The sequence below is a fragment of the Roseovarius pelagicus genome, assembly GCF_025639885.1.
In the GTDB taxonomy this organism is placed as follows: Bacteria; Pseudomonadota; Alphaproteobacteria; order Rhodobacterales; family Rhodobacteraceae; genus Roseovarius; species Roseovarius pelagicus.
The window spans coordinates 3189436-3215421 of the sequence record NZ_CP106738.1 but is presented as its reverse complement, the minus strand read 5'-3'; the positions used below and the strand labels follow the sequence as shown (position 1 = coordinate 3215421).

Here is a 25986-nt window from a genome sequence, read left to right as displayed (position 1 = left end):
TATCCTCATTCCATGACCGATAAACCAAATGACCCTGCCGCACGTCGCTGGCATGACATGGGCGGTGCCTCTGCTGGTCCCGTTCCTATGGACGGGCATGACTTTGCCCTGTGGGAGAAACGCGTTGACGCGCTGATGGTGCTGTGCGGCAGCAAGGGCCTGCTGTCGGTCCACGGGCTGCGCCGCGTGCTAGAGGACATGGGCGAAGAGGCGTTTGAGAACTACAGCTATTATGACCGCTGGATCGCCGCGATTAACCAGAACCTCGTCGAACACGGCGTCTACACCCTAGAAGAACTGGGCACACGCATGGCCGATGTTGCCGCACGCGGCGGCACCTACGGAGAGGCGACAGATGGCTGAGCGGGTCCGCGTCAGATCGCTCTATCCGCCGGGTCATGTCCGCGCACCTGCTTACCTGCGCGGCAGAACCGGAGAGGTCGAGCGCGCATTAGGGTGCTTCGCCAATCCCGAACAACTCGCCTACGCACTGAAAGCCGAGCAAAAACGGCTCTTTCGTGTGCGCTTTACCATGGCGGAACTGTGGGGGGCTGACGCGGAACGCCCAGAGGATACGCTCGACGCGGAAATCTACGAACACTGGCTCGAAAGGATCTGATGCACGATGCCCCATGATCACGCCGACCACGACCATCTCAGCCCGTCCGGCCATCCCTACCGTGCCGACAATGATGGTCCCCTCACCTATTGGCAACAGATGGAGATCGCCGTGCGCGAACTCCTGATCGAAAAGGGCCACATCACGGCAGCCGAGATCGCCACACAAGTCAACGACATGGATTCGCGCAGCCCCGCGAACGGTGCCGCCGTGGTCGCCCGCGCATGGACCGACCCGGAATTCAAGACGCGACTGTTGGCTGACGCCGGTGACGCCAGCCGCGAGATGGGGTTCGACATTGGTCCGCTGGAACTGATCGCAGTCGAAAACACGGACGAGGTGCATAATCTCATCGTCTGCACGCTTTGCTCCTGCTACCCGCGCAATCTGCTGGGGTTACCCCCCGATTGGTACAAAACCCGCGCCTACCGTTCTCGCGCTGTGCGCGAACCGCGCAGCGTGTTGCGTGAATTCGGCGTTGATCTGCCCGACGGCATCCGCGTCCGCGTCCACGACAGCACTGCCGACATGCGTTATATCGTGCTACCTGCGCGCCCCAAGGGGACCGATGGCATGGACGCCGATGCGTTGGCCGCACTGGTGACCCGCGATTCAATGATCGGTGCAGGATTGGCGCGCACCCCCTAGCCGCGCTTGTACCCCGTCGCGCCCGGCTCTATGTCTGGCGGCGGTTCCACAAGTGACGGCGCAGATGAACACCCCAACAGATCCCTTCCACATCCGCGCGGGCGAATACATCGTCAATCTGATCCTGCGCGGGCTGATCGGACTGACAGGGCTGATGCCCTATCGCTGGCGCGTCCCGGCGATGGGCTGGATCACGTCGCAGATCGTCGCCCCGCTGGCGGGGTACTCTGCCCGCGTACGCGACAACCTTGCGCATGTCTGCCCCGACCTGCCAGAGGCAGAGGTGCGCCGCCTGATGCGCGCGGTCCCCGACAATGCCGGCCGCGGCATGATCGAGATGTATTCGACACGTGATTTCACTGCCCACGCCCGTCACTCACCTGTTGAAGGCCCCGGCATGCAGGCGGTTCGTGAAGCCAAGGCAGCGGGCCGACCGCTGATTTTCGTAACCGGCCATTTCGGCAGCTTCAACGCCGCGCGGGTTGCCATGGTGGAACAAGGGATCGATCTGGGCGGCTTCTACCGCCCACTCAAGAACCGATATTTCAACGCGCATTACAGCCGCGCGATGACAGCACTCAGCCAGCCGATGTTCGAACAGAGCAAACGTGGCATGGTCCAAATGACCAAGCATCTGCGCGCAGGCGGCACGCTGGCGATCCTGACCGACCTGAATGCCCATTGGGGCGTACCATTGGATTTCTTTGGAAAACCAGCACTGACCTCGTTGGTCACGGCCGAACTGGCCCTGAAATTCGATGCTCCACTGGTGCCCGTCTGGGGTATCCGGCGCGAAAATGGACTGGATTTCGATGTCCATGTCGAAGCACCGATTCCGCCTTCTGATCCCGTCACAATGACTCAGGAATTCAATGACCGGCTAGAGGCGCAAGTGCGCGCGCATATGGATCAGTGGTTTTGGATTCACCGCCGTTGGAAGGACGGTACAGGCGTCATGGCCGAGCGCGGCGCCGAGCGGATCGCCGAGATGCAGAACGACGACTGAACGACCTTATTGCAGTTGCGCCACCGCCTCTACTGCCCCATAGCCCGGACGTTGCAGGATCACGACAACGGGTTGGTCAGGGCTGACCTTGGTTTTCAACGCCAGCGGGCTGCTGGTGTTCCAGCGGGTCAGTTCCGTCAGCTCCGTTACCACATTCGCATAGCTCAATGTGCGCCCGGCATTCTCGCCACGCTCAATGGCCACGGTACGTTGCGGGGTGTATTTCGCAATCTGCACCACCAGCGGCGTCCCGATGGGCTTGGTCGCCCGCGCTTCTATCAGCACCTGATTGCCTTTGCGGATCACTTTCATCACGACGCTGTCTGGCACGGCCCCATGGCGGCGGATCAGCGCGTTCACATCCTTGGGCCGGTTTCCGACAACGTGATCGGTGCCATCTATGATCATCTGCGGGGTATAAACCATGCGTCTGTCACCCGCCTTGGCGTAGCCACGCTGACGTTTGGTATTGGCGGGATTGCCAAACACGTCCTTCCATCCGATGTAATCCCAGTAATCCACATGCAGTGCCAGCGCGATCACGTCATCGCGCGCCACCAATTCGTGCAACAGCTTGTCAGCGGGCGGACACGACGAACACCCCTGCGAGGTATAAAGCTCGACCAGCACGGGGCGATCCCCGGCAGTTGATGGATTGGCCCAGAGAAAAGGCGCGAGTATCAGGAAGGTCAAAAACCGCATTTAATGTGCTCTTTGGACAGGATCAGGCGTGTTATGGTCCCATCTAGCCACGCAGCCCCCGAAAAACCAATCAATGTTTCGCGATGGCCTTGTGTGTTGGCTGGACAATATGAATTGTGTGCAATAGTATACCGACAACAGGTGAATCACCTTGCTGCCCTTATCCAAATGGGCGAAAACCAGTTCAAGCCAGCTTCATTGCCAGACGAAAGGACGCGCCAATGCCGATCAATGTCGGACATGACACCGCCAAAGCCCGCCAAACCCTGACCTCAGGCGACCAATCCGTCGCTTATTACTCCATCGCCGCCGCCGAAAAGGCCGGGTTGGGCGATTTCAGCCGACTGCCTGCCGCGCTTAAGGTGGTGCTGGAAAACATGCTGCGGTTCGAGGATGGCAAGACCGTCACCACGGACGACATCAAGGCATTCTCGGAATGGGCGACCAAGGGCGGCAAGAACCCGCGCGAGATCGCCTATCGTCCCGCCCGCGTGCTGATGCAGGATTTCACCGGCGTTCCGGCGGTCGTCGACCTTGCGGCGATGCGGGATGGCATCGTGGCACTGGGCGGCAAAGCCGAACAGATCAACCCGCTGAACCCTGTCGATCTGGTCATCGACCACTCCGTGATGATCGACGAATTCGGCAATCCACGCGCGTTCCAGATGAACGTGGATCGCGAGTATGAGCGCAATATCGAACGCTACCAGTTCCTGAAATGGGGTCAGGGCGCGTTTAACAACTTCCGCGTGGTCCCGCCCGGCACCGGCATCTGCCATCAGGTGAACCTCGAATATCTGGCACAGACCGTCTGGACCGACAAAGATCAGAACGGCGAAGAAGTCGCCTACCCCGATACGCTCGTCGGCACGGACAGCCACACCACGATGGTTAACGGCGCCGCCGTTCTGGGTTGGGGCGTTGGCGGGATCGAGGCCGAAGCCGCGATGCTGGGTCAGCCGATCTCGATGCTGATTCCCGAAGTGGTCGGTTTCAAACTGACCGGTCAGATGGTCGAAGGCACGACCGCCACGGACCTCGTTCTGCGCGTCGTTGAAATGCTGCGCGAAAAGGGTGTGGTCGGAAAGTTTGTCGAATTCTACGGTCCCGGCCTCGACAATCTTCCGCTGGCAGACCGCGCGACCATCGGCAACATGGCGCCCGAATACGGCGCGACTTGCGGGTTCTTCCCGATTGACGGCGAAACACTGCGCTATCTTGAGCTGACCGGTCGCGACAAGGATCGCATCGCACTGGTCGAGGCCTACGCCAAGGAAAACGGCATGTGGCGCGGGGCAGACTACGATCCGATCTATACCGACACACTCAGCTTGGATATGGGCACCGTCGTTCCCGCGATCTCGGGCCCGAAACGCCCGCAGGACCACATCGCGCTCGACGTCGCGGCACCAACGTTCAAGGATTACGTACGTGGCTTCCGTGAAGGTCGCGACACAAGCGAGACCTCTGAAATCCGCTGGGAAGGCGAAGGCGGTCAGCCCGAACCGCGCGACATTCCCGGCGACGAAGGTCATCACGCACGCGGTTATGTGGCAACGGACGATGGCAACTATCAGCTGCATGACGGCTCGATCGTCATCGCATCAATCACATCTTGCACGAACACCAGCAACCCTTACGTGATGATCGGCGCAGGCCTCGTTGCCCGCAAGGCGCGCGAACTGGGCCTGAACCGCAAACCGTGGGTCAAAACCTCTCTTGCTCCAGGATCTCAGGTTGTTAGTGAATACCTAGAAGCTGCCGGATTGCAGGATGATCTGGATGCCATCGGTTTCAACCTTGTGGGTTATGGCTGCACGACCTGCATCGGCAACTCGGGTCCGCTGGCGCCCGAAATCAGCAAATGCATCAATGACTACGATCTGATCGGCGTCAGTGTCCTCAGCGGCAACCGTAACTTCGAGGGCCGCATCAGCCCCGATGTGCGTGCCAACTATCTGGCCTCTCCGCCGCTCGTCGTAGCCTATGCCCTCGCCGGTGACATGAATGTAGACATCACCCGCGACTCTCTGGGGCAGGACAAGGACGGCAACGACGTCTACCTCAAGGACATCTGGCCCTCGACTAAGGAAATCGCCGATCTGGTCCAGAAAACCGTCACCCGCGAGGCATTCCAGTCGAAATACGCCGACGTATTCAAAGGCGACGAAAAATGGCAGGCGGTCGAAACGTCTGAAGGCCAGACATATGACTGGCCACCACAATCGACCTACGTTCAGAACCCACCCTACTTTCAGGGCATGGGGGCCGAGCCGGGCACAATCAGCAACATAACTGATGCCAGCATTCTGGCCGTCCTCGGCGACATGGTCACAACCGACCACATCAGCCCGGCGGGCAGCTTCAAGGAAAGCACACCAGCCGGTCAGTACCTGCGCGAACGTCAGGTGCCCGTGCGCGAGTTCAACTCTTACGGATCGCGCCGTGGCAACCATGAGGTGATGATGCGCGGCACCTTCGCCAACATCCGCATCCGCAACGAGATGCTCGATGGGGTCGAGGGCGGTTATACCAAAGGCCCCGATGGCAAGCAGACCGCGATCTTTGACGCCGCGATGGCCTATCAGGAAGCAGGCACACCACTGGTCATCTTCGGTGGTGAACAATATGGCGCTGGCTCCAGCCGTGACTGGGCTGCCAAGGGCACTGCGCTCTTGGGCGTCAAGGCCGTGATCGCCGAGAATTTTGAGCGCATCCACCGCTCGAACCTCGTTGGCATGGGTGTGATCCCGCTCGAGTTCACCAATGGCGACACGCGCAAGTCACTGGGTCTGACCGGGGACGAGACTGTTTCGATCAAAGGGCTGGACACGATCAAACCTCTGCAAGAGGTGCCCTGCGAGATCAAGATGTCCGATGGCAGCGTGAAGGAAATCACGCTCAAATGCCGGATCGATACCGCGATCGAGATCGAATACATTGAGCATGGCGGCGTGCTGCATTACGTGCTGCGCAACCTCGCAAAATCGGCCGGATAGACCTCTTTAACACTAAAAAGCGCCCCGGAAATTCTCTGGGGCGCTTTGCGTTTAGGCATGGTTCCGCTCAACCATTCCGGGTTTACTCGTTGCTTTCCTAGGACAATGCGCTAAGCTGACGTAACGGCACGGATAACAGTGCCAAGGCTGAGCATGAGGACAGGCAATTCTGTCGCCCCGACACCGAACCGGCAGGCAACTCTGCCGCGCGCAGGGTGTGGCAGACTGCCCATAGGGCAATGACGCAAATTACAAGCGTTGATCACCAACCATTTGTCAGGGCGTCCATGCGCCATCTGGCCGCGCTTGATCATATGCGCCCCGGACCGGCGTCGGATGCGCCCCCCTACCCCGATGATTGGTTCGATCTGCCTCAGGACGCATTGGCGGACTTGGGTGCCATGACATACCTTCTCAGCCTTAGCTCCTATCACGCGACCATGCCTCTGTCCGAGGCCACCGCACATCTCGAGGTGGCCTTGCGGTTGGGGCAATACCGCATTTTCCGCTCGGGTGGCTTTCCACGCGGTTTTGTCACATGGGCCGGGCTGGCTGACGGGGCAGAACGGCGCTTTGCACTCCATCACAAGCCGTTGATGCCGCGCCACTGGAACAGTGGACCGTCAAAATGGATGATCGACTTTGTCGCACCCTTTGGCCACACCCGCGAAATCCTCAAGGTTCTGGCCAGCAATCCGAATGAATCCCGCGTGCGCACCCTGTGGCACAATGCCAAGGGCACGCGCTATCGCATCATCGAATGGGCACGTCCCGCCCCCGGCGCGCCTATCGGCGTGCGCTCCTTTGGTGTTGGACAGTTCGCCCGTCATCTGGAAGCGGCCTGATCCATGGGCACGCCAACCATAGGCGGTCAAACGACCGGGGCCGTGACCGAGAATTCGGGTATTATCATTTCCGGCAATCTCGACGATGTCGGTCTGTTGGCCGGCAACAATGATGACACATGGTCAATCTCCAGTTCTGCGACCTATGGGACCGCCACAATCAACCCCACCACCGGCGTCTGGAGCTATGATCTGAACGACAGCCACCCTGTGGTTCATGCACTCGATCCGGGCGACACGCTGACGGATGTATTTACGGTGTACATGCTCGACGCCGACGGCCAGTCCGATACGCAGAATATCACCATCACGATTTCCGGCGCGGTCTGTTTCGCTGCCGGCAGTCAGATCGAAACCGCGCAAGGATTGCGCAGGGTCGAATGCCTTCGGGTTGGCGACCGCATCCACACGCTTGACCGGGGGTTGCAACCCTTGCGCTGGGTCGGTCGGCAGGACGTATCCGCCGACGCACTCCGAAACGACAAAAAGCTCCGCCCGATCCGCATTGCCGCGGGCGCACTGGGACAGGGCCTGCCACGGCGCGACCTGTTGGTGTCGCGACAGCACAGGATGCTGATCTCTGGCCCCGCCGCCCTGAAGGTGTTTGGGTGTCAGCAAGTGCTGATCCCCGCAATCAAGCTGGTCGGACTGGTCGGGATTAGCATCGAGCGGACCTCGCGCGACCTACAGTATTTTCATCTGCTCTTGGACGCCCACCACATCGTCTTTGCCGAGGGCGCGCCATCAGAAACCCTGCTGCCCGGCCCCCAAGCAATGGCATTACTGCCGCCGACTGCGCGGGACGAAATCAGGGCGATCCTTGCGCGGCAGTCAGATGGTGGCAGTTTGGCAGAGCAATATCAGCCCGCCAGATTGATCCCCGCCAACGGCACGCACCTGCGCCAGTTCCGCAGGCAGATACAGAACACCGGGCTGCCCCTGATAGCGCCACAGACCTTGGCGGAACTCGTGCCCTGACCGATCATCCTGCCCTGTGCATAGCTACGCTCTATAGTTGAAAAATGACATGAACAGAGGCGCGGCCTGTATATAAATTGCCCTCTGGGATTGCTTCGCAATAACGTCTGCCTTTAACGCTCCAATGCCTTTTTCAACTCGGGGCGAAAACGTTGTTCATAGTCACTGCCCACCAGCGGGCCGATGAACTTGAACAGAACCGTTCCATCGCCATCGACGATGAAGGTCTCGGGCGGAGCCGTGACACCCCAATTGATCGCGGCACGCCCCTGCGGATCAAACCCTATCGCAAAGAACGGATCGCCCGAATCGTCAAGGTAGCTGTTGGCCTGATCCGCGGTATCCTTGAAATTGATCCCTGCAACCCGCACGCCCTCTTCGTTCAATGCGTGCAGGTTGGGGTGTTCGGCACGGCAGGGCGGGCACCAGCTGGCCCAGAAATTAACCACGGTCACCTCTCCACTGCGCAGGTCGGCATCCGTTAGCGGCGTGCGCAATTCCAGTGTTCCGACCGGAACCTCCGGTGCAGGTTTGCCGATAAATACAGACGGCAATGCATCAGGATCGCCGCGCTGCATGCCGACGAAAAACAGCGCCGCAAGACCCGCAAAAATCAGCGGCGGCGCGGCCATCAGGGGTGAAAGCTTAGCCATTGCCGCGAATCCTCTGCTCGACCGCGCGCAACTGCGTCTTGATGCGCCGCGCGCGCTGTAGGCTCAACCCGACCAAAACACCCAGCAACCCGATCGAAACAACATACGACCCCATCACTGCAACGGTATATTTCCCCAGCTCAGGTATCATCCCATCCGCTCCCGTGCCAGCAAGGCGCGCATCCGCCGCGCGCGAATTTCGGTCTGGGTCCGTAGCAACACCAGCGCGATAAAGAGCAGGACAAACCCTGCAATGCTCAGCAGTAGAGGGTGGTAAAACACGTTTGCCACGTTCTCCTCCCGGTCAAGGCTCAGCGATGCAGGCTGATGCAGCCCCTGATTCCAAAAATTCACCGCATAGCGGCTGAGCACGGCAAAGACCGATCCGACAAGGCACAACACGCTGGTCAGGTCGGCGGCCGTATCGTCATCCTCGATCGCGGACCACAGCGCGATGTACCCAAGGTAAAACAGGAACAGGATCAGGAACGACGTCAGGCGCGGGTCCCACACCCACCATGTTCCCCAGATCGGTTGCCCCCACAATGCGCCGGTCGCCAGTGCGATCACCGTCATCACCGCGCCAACCGGGGCCGCAGCTCGGGCGGCCAACGCGCTAACGTGGTGCCGTCGCACGATCCAGATTAATGACGCGACCAGCATCATCAGCCACGCGTTGATGGCCATCAGCGCAGCGGGTACATGCAAAAAGATGATCTTGACGCTCGCGCCTTGCCGCGCCTCTTCGGGCGTGAACCAGAACCCCCAGACCAAACCCGCCGTCAATGTCAGCAACGACAACCCCGCCACCCAGGGCAGAACCCGGTCGGACGTCGCGATAAACTTTCGCGGATTGGCGTATTCCCAGAGCGAACTCATGGTGGGGTTCGGTCCCTTCTGATGGCTTAACGTAGATTGACCCTTAGTACCGAAGCAGAAGCGAAGGGCAAGAGGGCGATAGTGCCGCAGGTGATCCCCGCCAACATGACCAGCGGCGTGGTGTACGGCAGCCCTTCGGCCCCGCGCCGCGCCGCCTCTGCTCCGAAAATCAGTATCGGCACATAGAGCGGCAACACCAGCAGGCTCAGCAGCAGCCCACCGCGCTTGATCCCCACGGTCAGCGCTGCCCCGAACGTACCAATCACACTCAGCGCGGGCGTGCCCAGCAGTAACGACAGTGTGAGCGGCAGATAGCCCGAGGCGGACAGATTCAGCAAGATACCCAGTACCGGAGCCACCAGAACCAGCGGTAGCCCCGTGGTCAGCCAATGCGCCAGCGCCTTGATGCTCACCAGTGCTTCCATCGGCAACGGCGCGGTCGCCAGCAGGTCCAGCGATCCGTCCTCCCAATCAAGCGCAAATATCCGATCCAGCGACAGCAAACAGGCCAGCAGCGCACCCAGCCACAGAATACCCGGTGCGATACTGGCATGCAGGTCCGGACGGGGTCCGACACCAAAGGGCACCAGCGTCACAACGATCAGGAAAAACGCAAGCCCAAGGCCAAAGCCCCCTCCGGCCCGCACCCCAAGCTTTAGGTCACGCATCAATAGCGCGATCATAGGAAAGCCCCGTCAAAATCACCCAACGCGGGCGCCTTGGCGCGATGGGGTGTCACATCCAGTACGTCCGCTTCGTCCAGACCCAGATGGATGTGCGTAGCAATCAACGCTGACCCGCCCGCCACCAGATGATCGCGCACCACCGTGGCAAAGAGCGCCGTCGCCTGCATGTCCAGCGATACGGTCGGCTCGTCCAGCAGCCAGATCTCGCGCCCGGTTACCAGCAACCGCGCCAACCCCAGCCGACGCTTCTGCCCTGCCGACAGCGCGCCCGCCGGTCGGTCTGCCAGCGGCGTCAATTCAAAGGCGGCCAACGCATGCGAGATACTCCTGCGGCCAAATACCCGCGCCCAGAATATCAGGTTTTCTGCCACGCTCAGCGTCGGCTTGATCCCATCGGCGTGCCCGGCATAGACCAGCGTATCGTAATCTGCCTCGACCCGCCCGCGCAGGGGCGGTTGCAGTCCGGACACCGTGCGCAACAGCGTTGTCTTGCCCGCCCCATTGGGGCCGCGCAAAATCAGCGCCTCACCTGCATTCAGGTCAAAGCTGACGTTCTCCAGAACGGCGATGCCCCCTCGGGCAATGGTCAAATCAGATACGCGCAATGTCATATCAAAAGCCTAGCTTAAACCACATGGTCGAGGAAAGCTCAGACCGGCAGCAGTGCAGCCGCCACACGCCGCCCTTCAGACAACAACACGTTGAACGTCCGGCAGGCTGCGGGTGAGCTCATCGTTTCGACGCCGATGCCCGCGTCCTCCAGCGTGCTGCGCAACGCGGCGGGAATATGCGCTATCTCGGCCCCGGTACCGAGGAAAATCACATCGACCTGATCCGCCAGCGCCAGCAACGATGCATGATCGTCCATCCCGCCCCAGCTGCGCGCGCCGGTTTCCGTGATGCAGATCGGCCCCTGAAGCACTGTACCGCCGACCCGAAAGAATCCCGGGCCATAGCCATCAATCGGGGTCGCCTGACCAAAGGAAATCTCGTGCATCTGCATAAACTTCTCCCAATTCGTTCCGCGTCCGGGCTGGGACGCCTAACCCCAGACCGGCAAACCGCTGATGACGGCCAACCCGATGACTGAAAAGGCTGCATAACGATAGAGCCGCTCGCGCGTGGGAGCAAACAGCGCCTGACCGATCATTGTCGTGACGAAGTAGGGGATCGCCAGCAATCCCGCCAACCAGACCACTTCCCACCCGGCAAATCCGCGCGTCAACAGGTTAACAACAATTGCAACATCCAGCGCCGCCAGAAACAGGATCGTATTGGCACGCACTGATTGTGCCACCGCCTGCCCTGCCAGATAGAACAGGATCACCACCGGTCCGGTCAGCCCCGTGAGACCACCCATCAGCCCCGCCGCGGCACCAATGGCCAGTAAGCCGGGCAATGCAAGCTGGCCGGAATAGCGCCAGCCCGAGATCAGGGCAATCAGCGTGCCTCCGGCGATAAAGGCCACGACCCAGCGGATCGTCAACGCATCCAGCCGGTCCATGATAAACAACCCCAGCGGAATGGTCGGCAGCGCAGCAAGCGCCAGCAGGGCGACTTCGCGCCGGTCTCCTTGGCGCCACGCGCGCGGCAACAACGCCGCAGAGCTGGCAACCCCTGTCAGGGTAATCGTCGCAACGACCATTGCAGGCGGCAGGAACAGCCCCGCGACAGGAACAAAGATCAACGCCGTTCCAAACCCGGTAAAACCGCGCACAATACCTGCCACCGATATCGTCGACACCAGCCACCAGAATCCCGGAAGGCTGATTGCGGCGATTAGCCCATCAGGCATCTACGTTTGCGAACTGGTTGCCGGTGTTGGCGTCCGGCTTGGACCAGTCGCGTTTGACCCCCAGCCACAGCAGAATCGTCGACGCCACAAAAATCGAGCTGTACGTGCCCACGATCACGCCCCAGATCATCGCAAAGACAAAGCCGCGGATCACATCCCCCCCCAGCACGTACAGCGCCAGCAGCGCCAACAATGTGGTCACGGATGTCATCATTGTCCGGCTCAATGTCTCGTTGATCGACAGGTTCAACACTTCGCTCAGTTGCAGCTTCTTGTATTTTCTCAGGTTCTCGCGCACCCGGTCAAACACAACCACCGTATCGTTCAGCGAATAGCCCACAATCGTCAGCAATGCCGCGATGATCGCCAGATCGAACTGGATCTGTAATTCAGAGAACACGCCGATGGTCAGCACCACGTCATGCACCAAGGCGGCCACAGCCCCCACGGCGAACTGCCATTCAAAGCGCAGCCAGATGTAGATCAGCACCGCCCCGATCGCCAGAACGACCGCAATGGCCGCCGTGGTGATCAACTCGCCTGACACTTTCGGCCCGACACTTTCGACAGAAGTGAATTCAATATCCGGCACTGCGTCCTGCAACGCCTCTTCGACCTGCACGATGACCTCCGGCGTGACGGCCTCTTGGCCTTCCTGCGCCTGAATGCGGATCATCGCGACGTTTTCATCGTCGGCAAAGGTCGGATCGAACACCTCGGTAATCGACACATCGCCCAGTTCCAACGGGGTGATCGCATCGCGGTACTGGCCGATATCGACACTCTGTTCGCTCTGCGTGCGGATCGTCGTGCCGCCCTTGAAATCAATACCGTAGTTGAGGCCCTGCACCCCGAACGATCCGGCGGCAATCACGATCAACACCGCCGACAGGCCCAGCGACAGCTTCCACCGGCGAAAGAAATCCCAATTGGTCTCTTGCGGTACCAAGCGCAATGCGCGGCCCTGAAGCACGGATTTGGGACGCTTGCGTTCAAACCACATCACCACGATCAGGCGGGTGACGAAAATCGCGGTAAAGACAGAGGTCAGGATACCCAGACCCAGCGTAATGGCAAAGCCACGCACCGGGCCAGAGCCCATCGCGAACAGGATCAGCGCGGTGATAAAGGTGGTAATGTTGGCGTCGGTGATGGCGCTCAGCGCCTTCTCGTAGCCCAGTTCAATCGCCCGCGCCGGTCCCTTGGCGGTCTTCATCTCTTCGCGGATACGCTCGAACACCAGCACGTTGGCGTCCACCGCCATCCCGATGGTCAGCACGATCCCGGCAATCCCCGGCAATGTCAGGGTCGCTCCAATCAGGCTGAGCAGGCCAAAGATCAGGCCCACATTGATGACCAGCGCAATGTTGGCAAAAATCCCGAATATACCATAGCTGAGGAACATGTAGGCCAGCACCAACACAAAGGCGACGATGCAGGCCAGTTCACCCGCCTCAATGCTATCCGCGCCCAGTTCCGGCCCGACAGTGCGTTCCTCCAGAAACTCCAGCCCAGCCGGCAACGCACCTGCACGCAGCAAAACGGCCAGATTGGTGCTTTCTTCAACGCTGAAATTGCCGGTGATGATGCCCGATCCACCGGGGATATGGCTTTGGATCACCGGGGCGCTGATCACTTCATCATCCAGCACGATGGCAAACGGATTGCCGATATTCTCGGCCGTGTAATCACCAAAACTGCGCGCGCCCGTCGGGTTAAAGCGGAATGATACCGCTGGCCGACCGTTCTGGTCGAAATCGGGTTGCGCATCGACCAGCTCTTCGCCCGTCACGACTGGGGCAGTTTCGAGGATATAGTAAACGCCCTCGTCATCCAGCGATGGCAGCACCTCATTGCCCGCACCTGCGCGCTCGTCCTTGTTCGACGTGCGGCTGACGACCGGCTGAAAGGTCAACTGCGCCGTCGTGCCGATGATCGCCTTCAGCTCTGCCGCACTACCGATACCGGGCACTTGGATCAGAATACGGTCGCTGCCTTGCCGCTGAATCGTCGGTTCGCGTGTGCCGACCTCATCAATACGGCGGCGGATGATTTCCAGCGCCTGCCGCACAGTGCGCTCATCCGTCGCGCGCTTCTCAGCTTCGCTCAGACGGACAACAATGCTATCGCCGCGCGTCGTTACCTCTATATCGCTGGCACCGGCCCCTGTCAGGCTGGTCACCGGGCGCGCCAGACCGCGCACCAGCGTGGCGGCCTCGGTGACCTGTCCGGGCCGCTCGTTCAGGCGCACCACCAGTTCTTCGCCCTTGGTGGGTTGCAGGCGGATGGTACCGACACTGTCGCGTTCGTCGCGCAGCAAATCGCGCACTTCGGGCCACATGCCTTCCAGTCGGGATTGATAGACCTCTGCGACCTTCACCTCGGCCAGCAGATGTGCGCCACCGCGCAGATCAAGGCCCAGATTGACCAACCCCGATGGCATCCAACTGGGCCAGAGCGACAGATCAGCCGCGACTTCGGAAGGATCTGTCCCCGCCTCTACGGCAGTAACAGCGTCGTTATGCGCCTCGACCCGCGGATAAAATCCGTTGGGCACGGCCAACAACAGGCCAAGGGCCACCACCCCCCAGATGCAGAGACGTTTCCACAGGTCAATCTGAAGCATGATGATGCCTTTTCAGCGTAGCAGACAGGTTTGGGTCGAGGGCAATCAGCCCTCGGCAGGCTCGGTTTTGGACAAAACCTGCGCAACAGTCGATTTGACCACGCGAATTTTCACGCCGGTTGCCACTTCAACTTCGATTTCGTCGTCATCCTTGACCTTGACAACTTTGCCGATGATCCCGCCTTGCGTGATCACTTGATCCCCCCGGCGCAGAGCAGAAACCATCGCCTGATGCGACTTCAGTTTCTTTTGCTGGGGACGGATCAGCAAGAAGTACATGATCGCGAATATCAGAATTAGGGGGACAAATTGCGCCAATGCGTTTCCGCCTTCCATGGGGTGTTCCTTCGTGTCCGGCGGGAGCCTCCCGCAATTTTTGGGGAACCTATGGTCCGGCGTAGGGTTTTGCAAGGCGCGAAAGGTGCGAAACCTGCACAGACCGGTGCATCCTGACCAGATGTCAGACTAGCCATCCCGCGGTGTGCAAACAAGGATCTGGTGACCCAAGCTGATACAATCCCAATGAAAGAAATGCAGGTTCAGGGACAAACCTCGAACCGAACCTGTGCTCAAGCAGCGTTCCGCGTGGTGGCACAAACAGGACTGGTGCGGGCGGTGGGACTCGAACCCACACGGGCACAAGGCCCAACAGATTTTAAGTCTGGTATGTCTACCATTCCATCACGCCCGCATTAGAGCGCGACAATAGCCACTCGGCCCGCCGTGTAAAGTACGCCAGAGGTGCAAATCACAGTTCTTGCTCCATCGCCTCTAACACCGGCAGCAGGCTGCGTTCGCCCAGCCATGGGTTCATCTCTAGTGCTGCGCGCAACGCCAGCGTCGCCTCGCCGGTTCGCCCCAGACGCATCAAAGTCAGCGCCAGCCCGGTGCGCGCCGCCACATGCTGCGGCACTAACGTGATCGCATGCTCCAGATCGGGCAGCGCAGCCTCGTATTCTTCGCGAAGAAAATGCACAAAGGCGCGCTGGTTGTAGCCTTCGGCATAGTCAGGGCAATAGTCCACCAGCGCCTCGAACGCCTTCAAAGCTCCGAGATAATCATAGCTTTCGCGCCGTTCCATGCCGGTATCCAGCAACTCCTGCGCATAAGTATCCGGTGCAATGGTCCAATATTCCCACATCGCATTCGAAATCTCGCGCCCGGTCTGCTGATCCGGTGCGGCTTGCGCGGCGACAACCAGCGCGCGCAACTCCTCGGTATGGTCAGGCGCAGCGGGACAGGTATCGGCCTGCGCGGGTAGCGCGGCGACCATACAAAATAACAGGCGCAAACAGGCGTGTCTCATCATGGAGGGTTCTCGCCGCGCCGTCATACGATTGCCTTTGATATTTACTTTTTCGGTTTCTTGTCGATTAACACATCTTGCTGCCATTTGCTTGGCTTCTTGTCGGTTCGATGAATGCAGCCCGCCCAACAGCATGGGCGTTTTTTACCTTCATGCAGTTCTTCTACGGTTCGCTTAATCCGCCGTATCCGAGTCTTTTCCTGTTTTGCATCTTCAACCCAACAAATAAATTCGTTGCGCGCGATCGGCGTCAAGCCTTCCCATAGGTCGACCGTTTCTTTTGTGTCCGTCAGCGCACCGATCAAGTCGGCAGGTAATTCGTGGACAAGACCACCCGAAATTTTGCTGTCCATATGCTCAACCTCACAATTGTTCTGCGACAGTCTGACATAGCCCGTGTATCAAGTATCAGCTTTCACGCGCAGAATCTAAACTGTCGCATCGACCAGTCAACACTGATGCGACACTGGCGCGGGTCAGATCACAATCGAACCACCTACATCCAGTAGACTGTTTTCCTTGACCGCCTGCATCGCCACATAGGTCGATGTGCCCGACACATTCGGCAATGTTGAAATCCGCTCGGCCAGCACACGGCGGTAATCCGACATATTCTGCGTTCGAACTTTGAGCAGGTAATCAAAATTTCCCGCGATCATATGCGCTTGCTCGATCTCGGGGGTGCGCGCAACTGCGGCGTTGAACGCCGACAGCGCCGCCTCGCGGGTATCCGTCAGACGCACCTCGACGAAACTGACATGATCCAGCCCCAGCAATATCGGGTCGATCAGCGCACGATACCCGGTGATCACACCCGCCTTTTCCAACCGCCGCAGCCGCGCTTGGGTGGGCGATTTCGACAGACCGATTTCACGCGCCAGATCCGTGATGCTGATCCGGCCATCGCTGGTCAACGCTCTTAGAATCGCCCGGTCGAACCGATCCAGCACAAACTGATCACTTTGCATCGTCGATTCCCTATAATTCAGTCCATTTGCCTATAAAACCCGATCTATCAGGAAAAACAACTTATCCCCCCGTGATAACTTAGATCAATTCACCCTGGAGTAGCCCCAATGCCATACGACACAGACCTGCGCCGCGCCATTGATCTGGACACCTATGCCAATGAGACCGAAACGATCCAAAGGCTGACCGCCACCGCCGCGCTCAGCGTCGAAGATCGCAAACGTATCAGCGCCCGTGGTGCCCAGTTGGTCCGGGACATTCGCGGGGCCTCTGATCCCGGCCTGATGGAGGTCTTTCTGGCCGAATACGGTCTGTCCACGGATGAGGGGATCGCCCTGATGTGTCTGGCCGAGGCGCTGCTGCGTGTACCCGACGCCGAAACCATCGACGCACTGATCGAGGACAAGATCGCCCCCAGCGACTGGGGCAAGCATATGGGCCATTCCACGTCGTCGCTGGTCAACGCGTCGACATGGGCCTTGATGCTGACAGGCAAGGTGCTGAAAGAGGACCGCAAAGGCCCCGTCGGCCACCTGCGCGGCGCGGTCAAACGCCTCGGCGAGCCAGTCATTCGTACCGCCGTCGCCCGCGCAATGAAGGAAATGGGCCGCCAGTTCGTACTGGGCGAAGACATCCAGTCCGCGATGAAACGCGCCGCCGGGATGGAGAAGAAGGGGTATACCTATTCTTACGACATGCTTGGCGAGGCCGCACGCACCGACAAGGATGCAACCCGCTATCACCTCAGCTATTCCCGTGCGATTTCCGCCATCGCGCAGGCCTGCACCCATGACGAAATCGCCAAGAACCCCGGCATCTCGGTCAAACTTTCCGCATTGCACGCCCGCTACGAGGTCGCCCAGCGCGAGCAGGTGATGGAGGTGCTGGTGCCTCGCCTGCGCTCACTCGCCCTGCTGGCGAAATCCGCCGGCATGGGCCTCAATATCGACGCCGAAGAGGCCGACCGCCTTGCCCTGTCGCTTGACGTGATCGAAACCGTGCTCAGCGAACCGGCGCTGGCGGGCTGGGATGGCTTTGGCGTGGTGGTACAGGCCTATGGCCAACGCGCCAGCCATGCGCTCGATTTCCTTCACGATCTGGCCACGCGGCTGGATCGCAAGATCATGGTCCGGTTGGTCAAGGGGGCCTATTGGGACACCGAGATCAAACAGGCGCAGGTCGAGGGGATCGACGGTTTCCCGGTCTTCACCCACAAATCCGCGACCGACATCAGTTATATCGCCAACGCGCGCAAACTGCTGTCGATGACCGATCGCATCTATCCGCAGTTCGCCACGCATAACGCCCACACTGTCGCCGCCATTCTCGACATGGCCGCCCACCTGCCCGACGCCAAAGACAAATTCGAATTCCAGCGTTTGCATGGCATGGGCGAGGCACTGCATAACATCGTGCTGACTGCCGAAGGCACACGCTGCCGCATCTATGCGCCCGTCGGTGCACACCGTGACCTGCTGGCCTATCTGGTGCGTCGCCTGCTGGAAAACGGCGCGAACTCCAGTTTCGTCAACCAGATCGTCGACGAAGAAGTGGCCCCCGACGAGGTCGCCCGTGACCCCTTCGAGGTCTACGAAACCGTGCGCGCCCACCTGCCGACAGGACCAGAGCTGTTTCAGCCCGAGCGTATCAACTCCAAGGGTTTCGACCTGAAACACCAACCGACGCTCGACAAAATCGAAGTCGCGCGCGCGCCCTTTGCCACCCACCAATGGGCGGCGGTCCCTCTGCTCGCGGGCAAGGCAAAACCGAACAAGGCGCAACCCGTCACCAATCCGGCCGATCCCTCTGACAGCCCCGGCACCGTTGCCGCCGCCAGTGCCGCCGACATCGAAACCGCGCTGGCCAATGCCAAACCGTGGGATGCAACCCCGGCCCAGCGCAAAGAGGTGCTGAACCGCGTGGCGGACCTCTATGAGGAAAACTTTGGCGAGCTGTTCGCGATCCTCGCCCGTGAAGCTGGCAAAAGCCAGATGGACGCGGTGGCAGAACTGCGCGAAGCCGTGGATTTCCTGCGCTACTACGGCGTCAATGCCCCCGAAGCCCCCGCCGTTGGTGTATTCACCTGCATCAGCCCGTGGAACTTCCCTCTGGCCATTTTCTCTGGCCAGATCGCGGCGGCGCTGGCAGCCGGTAACGCCGTGCTGTCCAAACCTGCCGAACAAACGCCGATCATGGCGCATTTCGCCATTTCGTTGATGCATGAGGCCGGTGTGCCGAAATCTGCATTACAACTCTTGCCCGGTGGTGGCGATGTCGGCGCAGCGCTTACCTCTGATGCGCGTGTCGGCGGCGTGGCCTTCACCGGCTCGACTGCGACCGCGATGAAGATCAAGGCGACGATGGCCGAAAACCTCGCCCCCGGCGCGCCACTGATCGCAGAAACTGGCGGCATGAACGCGATGATCGTGGACAGCACCGCCCTGCCCGAACAGGCCGTGCAGGCGATTGTTGAAAGCGCGTTCCAATCCGCAGGTCAACGATGCTCCGCGCTGCGTTGTCTCTATGTCCAAGAGGACATTGCCGAGGATTTCATCAAGATGCTCAAGGGCGCGATGGACGCGCTCGTGATCGGCCTGCCCTGGGACCTTTCGACCGATTGCGGCCCAGTGATTGACGAAACCGCCCGCAAGGGTATCGCCGACCACATCCAGACCGCCCGCGCCGAGGGGCGTCTGATGCACGAATTGAAAACACCCAATTCCGGCACCTACATTGCCCCGACATTGATCCGCGTGGACAGCATTGCCGACATGAAGCGCGAGATTTTCGGCCCCGTGCTGCATCTCACCACCTTTGGTGCGACCGAACTGGACAAGGTGATCGACGCAATCAACGCCACCGGATACGGGCTGACTTTCGGCCTGATGACCCGCATCGACGATCGCGTGCAATATGTCACCGAACGCGTGCAGGCTGGCAACCTTTACGTCAACCGCAACCAGATCGGCGCCATCGTCGGCTCCCAGCCCTTTGGCGGCGAGGGGCTGTCAGGCACCGGCCCCAAGGCAGGCGGGCCAAATTATCTGCCCCGCTTCACCGCGCGGCCTGCGCCAAAGGCCGACGGCGAATGGCCCAGTGCCATGCCAACGAGCGACGTGCAAAAGGCGCTGGACAAGACCGCGACCCACCCGCGCACCCCGCGCGAGGCCCTCGTGCTGCCCGGCCCGACGGGTGAATCCAACCGACTGACAACACACCACCGCGCGCCCCTGCTGTGCATGGGCCCGGGCAAGGACGCGGCAGAAGCGCAAGCCAAATCCGTGACCGACCTCGGCGGTGTGGCCACCATCGTGACCGGATATGTCGATCCGGTCGCACTCAGCACGCTTACCGGATTCTCCGGGGCGCTCTGGTGGGGCGAAACCAAGGCCGCACGCGAATTTGCGCTGGCACTGGCCAACCGGTCGGGCCCGATCCTGCCACTGATCACCGGCCTGCCGGACACCGGCCACGCGCTGCACGAACGTCACGTCTGTGTCGATACGACAGCGGCGGGTGGCAACGCCGCGCTTTTGGGTAGCGCCGCGACCAGTCTGGGTTGACCTCGGCGGAACATGGGGCAACTAATGCCCCATGTTCCCGATCCGCGATCATAACCCTTCGGGGCGCACACCTTATGTGACCTACGCGCTGATCGCGATCAACATCGTCGTCTTTATCTCCTACTGGCCGCTGTTCGACGATCCGCGCGCGCTAAATGCCTTCTTTCGGGATTGGGCCATGCACCCGGTCTCTGTCAGCAATGGCCGCGAATACTATAGCCTTGTCACCTCAATGTTCCTGCATGGCGGATGGATGCATCTGGCCGGTAACATGCTGTTTCTATGGGTCTTTGGTGACAACCTCGAGGATGAGATGGGTCATGTCGGCTATCTGGTCTTTTATCTTGCCGCAGGCGTCGCAGCCTCCCTTGCCGAAGTGGTCGCCGCCCCACTGTCGGGCGTGCCCACGGTTGGGGCATCCGGGGCCATCGCAGGCGTCATGGGCGGGTATCTTCTGCTCTTTCCCAAGGCAAAGGTCGATATCCTCATCATCATCGTCATCATCTTTCGCATCCTGCCGATCCCCGCGTGGATCGTGCTCAGCGTCTGGCTGGCCATGCAGATTTTTGGTGGCTTTAACGCGGTGCAGGGCAGCGGCGGCGTGGCCTATTGGGCGCATGCCGGTGGCTTTGTCGCCGGAATCGTGATGACCCTGCCGGTTTTCCTGCGTCTTGGCGGTCCGCGCTTTTGGGCCCGCACCCACGGCCACCCGCCACATCCCGAGGCACGTTACGAACTGGCCCGCTCCCGCATCCCCAAAGTGAGGCGTAAATGACCGAAACAGTAACCGCGACCTGCCACTGCGGTGCCGTCGAAATGCGCGTGCGCCTCTCTGACGGGCTGAACACGGCCCGTCGCTGCGATTGCAGCTTTTGCGTGCGGCGCGGGGCGGCGGCAGTAACAGCGCCGCTGGATGGGATCGAAGTGGTCAAGGGGGCCGACAAGCTGACCGAATATCAGTGGGGGACCAAAACGGCGCGGCACTTCTTTTGCTCGGTTTGCGGCATCTACACGCATCACCGGCGGCGCTCGAACCCCAATGAAATGGGCGTCAATCTGGGCGCGCTCCACGGTGTTAACCTGCGCGATCTGGGCGATATCCCTTGGGTCAATGGCCGCGAACACCCGTCCGACACATAACGCCAGCCGTACGGTCCGGCCGGGCGATCACGCGTCGCGGATCACCTTGGCGAATTTGTCAAAGATAGGCTCGTTAGAGCAGATCACCGCCCCGGTCTCCAGCATATCCCGGCCCGGATCAAGCGGCTCTACCAGCCCGCCCGCCTCGCGCACGATCACGATCCCCGCCGCGATGTCCCATGGATTCAGGCGCCGTTCCCAGAACCCGTCATAGCGCCCTGCGGCCACATAGGCCATGTCGAGCGCGGCAGCGCCCCAGCGCCGCACGCCTGCACAGGCCGGCATCAGCCGCGCCAGATCCTGCAATGTCTGCGGCAAATCACGCCGCCCGCCAAAGGGCACACCGGTGGCAAAGATGCTCTCGATCATCTTGGCCCGCCCGGACACCCGCAGGCGGCTCTCGTTCATCCAGGCACCTTCGCCCTTTTCAGCCCAAAACATCTCGTCCTTGGCAGCGTCATAAACGACGCCCGATACGATCTGCCCCTTGTGCTCCAGCGCGATGCTGACAGCCCAGTGCGGCAACCCGTGCAGAAAATTCGTGGTTCCGTCCAGCGGGTCAACGATCCAGCGGCGGGTCGGATCCTTACCCGGCTCCTCGCCGCCCTCTTCGGCGATCCAGCCATAGGTCGGGCGCGCGTTCATCAGCTCGGATTTGATGATCTGCTCCGCGTTGATATCGGCACGGCTTACGAAATCGCCCGCGCCTTTCATGCTGACCTGCAGGTTTTCCACCTCGCGGAAATCCTTCGCCAAAGCGCGCCCCGCCTTGCGGGCGGCCTTCATCATCACGTTGAGGTTTGCACTAACGGCCATTGCTACGCTCCTTGGATTAAGCTCGCGCATATACGCGCAAGGACCACTCTTGCCAAGGGTCCTTGCCAAATGACGGCACCTGATCCAATCTGGCCCTCACCAGGAGGACGACAGATGGCCAAATTGACAACTGCACTCATCGCGGGAATAGCCCTGCAGACGGTTGCACTTCATGCGTCAGACGCGATACCCGCACGTCTCATTCCCTTGCCGGCGGACTTCGCTCTACACTACACATGCGCTGCGATTGACGCACAACTCGGCTGGCAGAGCATAGACACACGGCATCTGTCCAAACCGGCTGTCTACGCGCTTGGGACCGCTCACTTTCCGCCGTCTACTCTCAACTCCGTTCACGTTGACTATAAATGGAGCGTCGATGGCGCGCGTTACGACAGGGTTGGTCCCGACGGCCATACCGGCGCGGATGCGGCGGCCCTCAAACCATTTGAGCGGTACAAGTTCTTTGCCGACTTACCCTTCGGCGCTCTCTTGAGCCGTAGTGCGAATCTCAAACTGGCGCATATACGGGAACAACGCGCGGCGGCCGGCTATCCGACCCATTCCAATCAGGTGGATTTCCGCATCAACGATACCGGTCTGGGGGATAATGTCGGCGGAATGGTCGTTTGCATCACAGATCTGAAGTACTTCAACGCTCAGTAGCCGAAATCTTCGCACCCCCAAATGGCCGCTCCCCGGCACTTGGGTAAGATTTGCGTGCAGTTTCCAACCCGCGCGCGCTGCAAAGGTAGGGCGGTTTTCTCAGTTCATCAACAGCCGCGCCTCATGCGCCTTCAGTGACCTGCGCACCGGCGGGCCATAGACCTCCGGCCCACTCTGGCGCAGCTCTGGAAAAATTGCCAGTATTTCGCCCCGCGCATCCGCCCCCATCCCGTCCCATGCCATCGCACCGGGATGAAAGCTCTCCGATGCGATCCCGCCCGCGTGGACCAGCTCGTGTTGGTCGAACATGATATGAAAATACTCCACCATCCCGCCCGGCTCGCGCACGATGTCATGCCCGTTGACCAGATGCTTGGCTGGCGCCAGCGCCTCGCGCGCGCCCAGATACATTTCTGCGCGCCAATCTGTCAGCAGAATACGGTGCTGAGGTGACACCCGCAGATCGCAACTGTTGCCCAAGGCCCCCGCTCGGATCAGAATCGGTGCCAGCGTCCCACGCGCCGCCACGCGCCGCCGCCCGATCCAGCGCAGCGGTTGCATCCCGCGATCCACCGTCCAGATCATATCACCGGGTACCAATCGCTCGATCGGGACCGGGCCCGCGGCAGTGTGAATTTCAGTACCACGCACGAAACAGGTCACGAAATTCCATGCCTCACGCGACGCCGTTAGCCCCGAATATTCATTGCCAATCAGGCTATCGAGGCTGATCGACCGTATCGCACCGCCCTCCAGCGCGGCCATATCGGCATTGGCGGAAAATTCGGGCGCAAGGTAGCTGTGACCGTTCACATCCTGAAACACCACGGCGGAAATACTACCGGTCGATCCGTCGGTATAGGTGATCGTGGCGTTGTAGACGGCCACACTGTCAAAGGTTTGCGCCGGGCCACCATCGATCGAAAAATAGTCCGTGTCGGCGTCACTATCCTGATCAAATGTCGTATCTGCCGCGCCAACCCGGCTGAATGAGGCAAATTCATCCACCAATGGCGCCCCCGGTCCCCCAAAACTCTGACCGACCAATGCCGAGGCATTTTCGGCCACCGCATTACCCTCGGTCGTGTCCATATCCGCCAACTGGCCAAGCGATATAACATTGAATGTCGTCGGCATACCTGTGCCCCCATCAAAACGCACAAAACTGCCCGCCTGTCTAAGCCACAGAAGTTTTGATAGGATTAAGGTGGCCGCTATGCCCGGCGTTGCAACCGCACCGGAATTTCGCGCGCCAGCCGCATCAGATGCGCCATATAAGGTTTTTGTGCATCCTCGTCGCGGATCGCCGCATAAAGGCGCTTGGTCAACCCTGCTTGGGTGACAGGCAGGGTCACGTAATCGCCATTGGTGCGTTGCTCTCTCACGACCCAGTCGGGCAGCACGGCCACCCCGCGATTTGACGCAACCAACAGCAATATCACCGCCGTCAGCTCCACCTGCCGCGTCGCGGCAGGCTCTACCTTGGCAGGGGTCAGCAATTCGGTGAATACATCCAGCCGGGACCGATCCACCGGATAGGTGATCAGTGTCTCACCGCGAAAATCTTCGGCCTCGACATAATTCTTTTGCGCCAACGGATGTACGCTGGACGCCAAAAAGACCGGCTCGTAATCAAACAGCGGCTTGAACGTGATCCCGGGCAGGTTCTCGGGGTCGGACGACACCACCAGATCGACCTCTTCCTTTTGCAGCGCCGGCAGCGCGTCAAAGGCCAGACCGGGGCGGATATCCACATCCACCTCGCCCCAGTTCTTGCGAAACTGCTCCAACACCGGAAACAGCCATTCGAAACAGGCATGACATTCAATCGCGATATGCATTCGCCCCGCGCTACCGTCCCGCACGCCGCTGAATTCCGCCTCAAGCGCCTCAATCTCGGGCAGCACCTTTTCCGCCAGACGCAGCAGGCGGTGCCCAGCCGCCGACAGTTTCATCGGCTTTGACCGACGCACGAACAGTTGTACACCCGCCTGATCCTCTAACCCCTTGATCTGATGGCTTAACGCAGATTGGGTGATGTGCAGCATCTCGGCCGCACGCGCCAAACCACCCGCCTGATGAATGGCGCGGATCGTGCGAAGGTGGCGAAACTCGATATGCATACTGCGGGTAGCCTCATAATCTTTGTGAATATTATGAATTTGCCTCTATTACACTTTGCGCCGACAAGGAGACAAGCCTTTCGCAAAGGATTTGCACAATGACCACGCCTTCCGTCTCTTTCGAGTTCTTCCCACCCAAGTCGCTTGAGGCGTCGTTTCGCCTCTGGGATACGGTTCATACGCTGGCTCCACTTGCGCCACGCTTTGTCTCGGTCACCTATGGCGCAGGCGGAACCACCCGCGCGCTGACCCGCGAGGCGGTCGGCACATTGCATCAGGCGACCGGCCTGAATGTTGCTGCCCACCTGACCTGCGTTGACGCCACCCGTGCAGAGACGATGGCGATTGCCGATGAATTCGCCGCCGCTGGCGTCCAAGAGATCGTGGCCCTGCGCGGCGACCCGCCCAAAGGCGCGACAGGGTTCACGGCACACCCGGACGGGTTTACCGACAGCTGCGCGCTGATCGAGGCATTGGCAGACCGCGGCGATTTCAAAATCCGCGTTGGCGCCTACCCGGAGCCACACCCCGAGGCCGCAGGTGATCAGGCCGACGTGGACTGGCTCAAACGCAAATTCGACGCAGGCGCGGACGAAGCAATCACGCAGTTCTTCTTTGACGCGGACACATTCCTGCGGTTCCGTGATCGTTGCGCCAAGGCAGGCATCGACAAACCCATCCTGCCCGGCATCCTGCCGATCGAGAACTGGAAATCGACCCGCCGCTTTGCCGCTGCTTGCGGTGCCGGCATCCCCGACTGGCTCGACAGTGCTTTCACCACCGCAGAGCGCGACGACCGGTGCGAACTGTTGGCAACCGCCGTGGCGACCGAACTGTGCAGCAAGCTGATCGACGAAGGTGTCGAGAACCTGCATTTCTACACACTGAACCGCCCCGAACTGACGCGCGACATCTGCCATGCTCTTGGCGTAACACCCCGGGTAGAGCTGCGCGACGTGGCGTGATG

General features: G+C 60.3%; 28 protein-coding genes and 1 tRNA gene. 12 read left to right on the top strand and 17 right to left on the bottom strand.

Translation table 11 applies throughout. From position 1 onward, the window contains the following. Positions 1–12 precede the first annotated feature (12 nt). From N7U68_RS16950 to N7U68_RS16935, 4 genes are all read left to right on the top strand, one after another. Complete coding sequence (locus N7U68_RS16950; RefSeq protein ID WP_373322936.1) at positions 13–363, top strand: ScnB-like protein; 351 nt, start codon at positions 13–15, stop codon at positions 361–363. Then, positions 356–619, top strand: coding sequence for an SH3-like domain-containing protein (locus tag N7U68_RS16945; RefSeq protein ID WP_263047566.1), 264 nt, complete (start codon positions 356–358; stop codon positions 617–619). The genes N7U68_RS16950 and N7U68_RS16945 overlap by 8 nt, the downstream gene beginning before the upstream one ends. A gap of 6 nt (positions 620–625) precedes the next feature. Continuing rightward, positions 626–1267, top strand: coding sequence for a nitrile hydratase subunit alpha (nthA, locus tag N7U68_RS16940; protein ID WP_263047565.1), 642 nt, complete (start codon positions 626–628; stop codon positions 1265–1267). A 64-nt stretch (positions 1268–1331) separates the two neighbouring features. After that, complete coding sequence (locus N7U68_RS16935; RefSeq protein ID WP_263047564.1) at positions 1332–2273, top strand: lysophospholipid acyltransferase family protein; 942 nt, start codon at positions 1332–1334, stop codon at positions 2271–2273. A gap of 6 nt (positions 2274–2279) precedes the next feature. Here the strand turns inward: N7U68_RS16935 and N7U68_RS16930 are convergent, their stop codons facing one another. Continuing rightward, complete coding sequence (locus tag N7U68_RS16930) at positions 2280–2975, bottom strand: DUF1223 domain-containing protein (protein WP_263047563.1); 696 nt, start codon at positions 2973–2975, stop codon at positions 2280–2282. A gap of 221 nt (positions 2976–3196) precedes the next feature. On the opposite strand from N7U68_RS16930, the gene acnA reads away from it, so the two are divergent. From acnA to N7U68_RS16915, 3 genes are all read left to right on the top strand, one after another. Beyond that, entirely contained in the window at positions 3197–5974 is a 2778-nt protein-coding gene (acnA, locus tag N7U68_RS16925) for an aconitate hydratase AcnA (protein ID WP_165193665.1), read from the top strand. A gap of 287 nt (positions 5975–6261) precedes the next feature. Further along, positions 6262–6819, top strand: coding sequence for a toxin-activating lysine-acyltransferase (locus tag N7U68_RS16920; RefSeq protein ID WP_263047562.1), 558 nt, complete (start codon positions 6262–6264; stop codon positions 6817–6819). Between the two features lie 3 nt (positions 6820–6822). Next, positions 6823–7797, top strand: a complete 975-nt coding sequence (locus N7U68_RS16915) for a Hint domain-containing protein (protein ID WP_263047561.1) — start codon at positions 6823–6825, stop codon at positions 7795–7797. Positions 7798–7910: 113 nt separating this feature from the next. Here the strand turns inward: N7U68_RS16915 and N7U68_RS16910 are convergent, their stop codons facing one another. The 13 genes from N7U68_RS16910 to N7U68_RS16850 all read right to left on the bottom strand — a co-directional run bounded on the left by N7U68_RS16910 (position 7911) and on the right by N7U68_RS16850 (position 16710). Further along, positions 7911–8450: a DsbE family thiol:disulfide interchange protein gene (locus N7U68_RS16910; protein ID WP_263047560.1), complete on the bottom strand. Its 540-nt coding sequence runs from the start codon at positions 8448–8450 to the stop codon at positions 7911–7913. Continuing rightward, entirely contained in the window at positions 8443–8601 is a 159-nt protein-coding gene (ccmD, locus tag N7U68_RS16905; protein ID WP_165193673.1) for a heme exporter protein CcmD, read from the bottom strand. The genes N7U68_RS16910 and ccmD overlap by 8 nt, the downstream gene beginning before the upstream one ends. Next, complete coding sequence (locus N7U68_RS16900; protein WP_165193675.1) at positions 8598–9329, bottom strand: heme ABC transporter permease; 732 nt, start codon at positions 9327–9329, stop codon at positions 8598–8600. The genes ccmD and N7U68_RS16900 overlap by 4 nt, the downstream gene beginning before the upstream one ends. A 26-nt stretch (positions 9330–9355) precedes the next feature. Continuing rightward, positions 9356–10012, bottom strand: a complete 657-nt coding sequence (gene ccmB / locus N7U68_RS16895) for a heme exporter protein CcmB (protein WP_165193677.1) — start codon at positions 10010–10012, stop codon at positions 9356–9358. Beyond that, positions 10009–10626, bottom strand: a complete 618-nt coding sequence (gene ccmA / locus N7U68_RS16890; protein ID WP_263047559.1) for a heme ABC exporter ATP-binding protein CcmA — start codon at positions 10624–10626, stop codon at positions 10009–10011. The genes ccmB and ccmA overlap by 4 nt, the downstream gene beginning before the upstream one ends. A 38-nt stretch (positions 10627–10664) precedes the next feature. Next, positions 10665–11018, bottom strand: a complete 354-nt coding sequence (locus N7U68_RS16885; RefSeq protein WP_263047558.1) for an Mth938-like domain-containing protein — start codon at positions 11016–11018, stop codon at positions 10665–10667. Between the two features lie 39 nt (positions 11019–11057). After that, on the bottom strand, positions 11058–11810 hold the full coding sequence (locus N7U68_RS16880; protein WP_263047557.1) for a sulfite exporter TauE/SafE family protein: 753 nt from the start codon (positions 11808–11810) through the stop codon (positions 11058–11060). Further along, entirely contained in the window at positions 11803–14436 is a 2634-nt protein-coding gene (gene secD / locus N7U68_RS16875) for a protein translocase subunit SecD (protein WP_263047556.1), read from the bottom strand. Before secD ends, N7U68_RS16880 begins: the two co-directional genes overlap by 8 nt. Before the next feature lie 45 nt (positions 14437–14481). Then, positions 14482–14772 carry a preprotein translocase subunit YajC gene (gene yajC, locus N7U68_RS16870; RefSeq protein ID WP_165193687.1) on the bottom strand — a complete coding sequence of 97 codons (291 nt, stop codon included), beginning with the start codon at positions 14770–14772 and terminating at the stop codon, positions 14482–14484. A 268-nt stretch (positions 14773–15040) separates the two neighbouring features. Beyond that, a tRNA-Leu gene (locus tag N7U68_RS16865) sits at positions 15041–15127 on the bottom strand. 57 nt (positions 15128–15184) lie between these two features. After that, positions 15185–15727: a tetratricopeptide repeat protein gene (locus N7U68_RS16860; protein WP_263047555.1), complete on the bottom strand. Its 543-nt coding sequence runs from the start codon at positions 15725–15727 to the stop codon at positions 15185–15187. Between the two features lie 59 nt (positions 15728–15786). After that, positions 15787–16095: a YdeI/OmpD-associated family protein gene (locus N7U68_RS16855; protein WP_165193689.1), complete on the bottom strand. Its 309-nt coding sequence runs from the start codon at positions 16093–16095 to the stop codon at positions 15787–15789. Between the two features lie 123 nt (positions 16096–16218). Next, a complete protein-coding gene (locus tag N7U68_RS16850) occupies positions 16219–16710 on the bottom strand; it encodes an Lrp/AsnC family transcriptional regulator (RefSeq protein ID WP_165193691.1) in 492 nt (163 codons plus the stop codon). Positions 16711–16818: 108 nt separating this feature from the next. Between N7U68_RS16850 and putA the strand changes: the two genes are divergently transcribed. The 3 genes from putA to N7U68_RS16835 are packed head-to-tail and all read left to right on the top strand — an operon-like array spanning position 16819 to position 21414. Continuing rightward, entirely contained in the window at positions 16819–20274 is a 3456-nt protein-coding gene (putA, locus tag N7U68_RS16845; RefSeq protein ID WP_263047554.1) for a bifunctional proline dehydrogenase/L-glutamate gamma-semialdehyde dehydrogenase PutA, read from the top strand. A 31-nt stretch (positions 20275–20305) separates the two neighbouring features. Further along, positions 20306–21049: a rhomboid family intramembrane serine protease gene (locus N7U68_RS16840; protein WP_263047553.1), complete on the top strand. Its 744-nt coding sequence runs from the start codon at positions 20306–20308 to the stop codon at positions 21047–21049. After that, positions 21046–21414, top strand: a complete 369-nt coding sequence (locus N7U68_RS16835; RefSeq protein WP_263047552.1) for a GFA family protein — start codon at positions 21046–21048, stop codon at positions 21412–21414. The genes N7U68_RS16840 and N7U68_RS16835 overlap by 4 nt, the downstream gene beginning before the upstream one ends. A 27-nt stretch (positions 21415–21441) precedes the next feature. Here N7U68_RS16835 and N7U68_RS16830 read toward each other — a convergent pair whose 3' ends face one another. Then, complete coding sequence (locus N7U68_RS16830; RefSeq protein ID WP_165193697.1) at positions 21442–22230, bottom strand: inositol monophosphatase family protein; 789 nt, start codon at positions 22228–22230, stop codon at positions 21442–21444. Between the two features lie 114 nt (positions 22231–22344). Here N7U68_RS16830 and N7U68_RS16825 point away from each other — a divergent pair, with 114 nt between their 5' ends. Continuing rightward, positions 22345–22896 (top strand): hypothetical protein, encoded by a 552-nt coding sequence (locus tag N7U68_RS16825; protein WP_263047551.1) that lies wholly within the window; start codon positions 22345–22347, stop codon positions 22894–22896. 99 nt (positions 22897–22995) lie between these two features. Here the strand turns inward: N7U68_RS16825 and N7U68_RS16820 are convergent, their stop codons facing one another. Together N7U68_RS16820 and N7U68_RS16815 are read right to left on the bottom strand one after the other, a co-directional pair. Then, entirely contained in the window at positions 22996–24033 is a 1038-nt protein-coding gene (locus N7U68_RS16820) for a Hint domain-containing protein (protein WP_263047550.1), read from the bottom strand. 77 nt (positions 24034–24110) lie between these two features. Next, entirely contained in the window at positions 24111–25019 is a 909-nt protein-coding gene (locus N7U68_RS16815; RefSeq protein WP_263047549.1) for a LysR family transcriptional regulator, read from the bottom strand. Positions 25020–25117: 98 nt separating this feature from the next. On the opposite strand from N7U68_RS16815, the gene metF reads away from it, so the two are divergent. Continuing rightward, a complete protein-coding gene (gene metF, locus N7U68_RS16810; RefSeq protein WP_165193704.1) occupies positions 25118–25984 on the top strand; it encodes a methylenetetrahydrofolate reductase [NAD(P)H] in 867 nt (288 codons plus the stop codon). Positions 25985–25986: the final 2 nt, after the last annotated feature.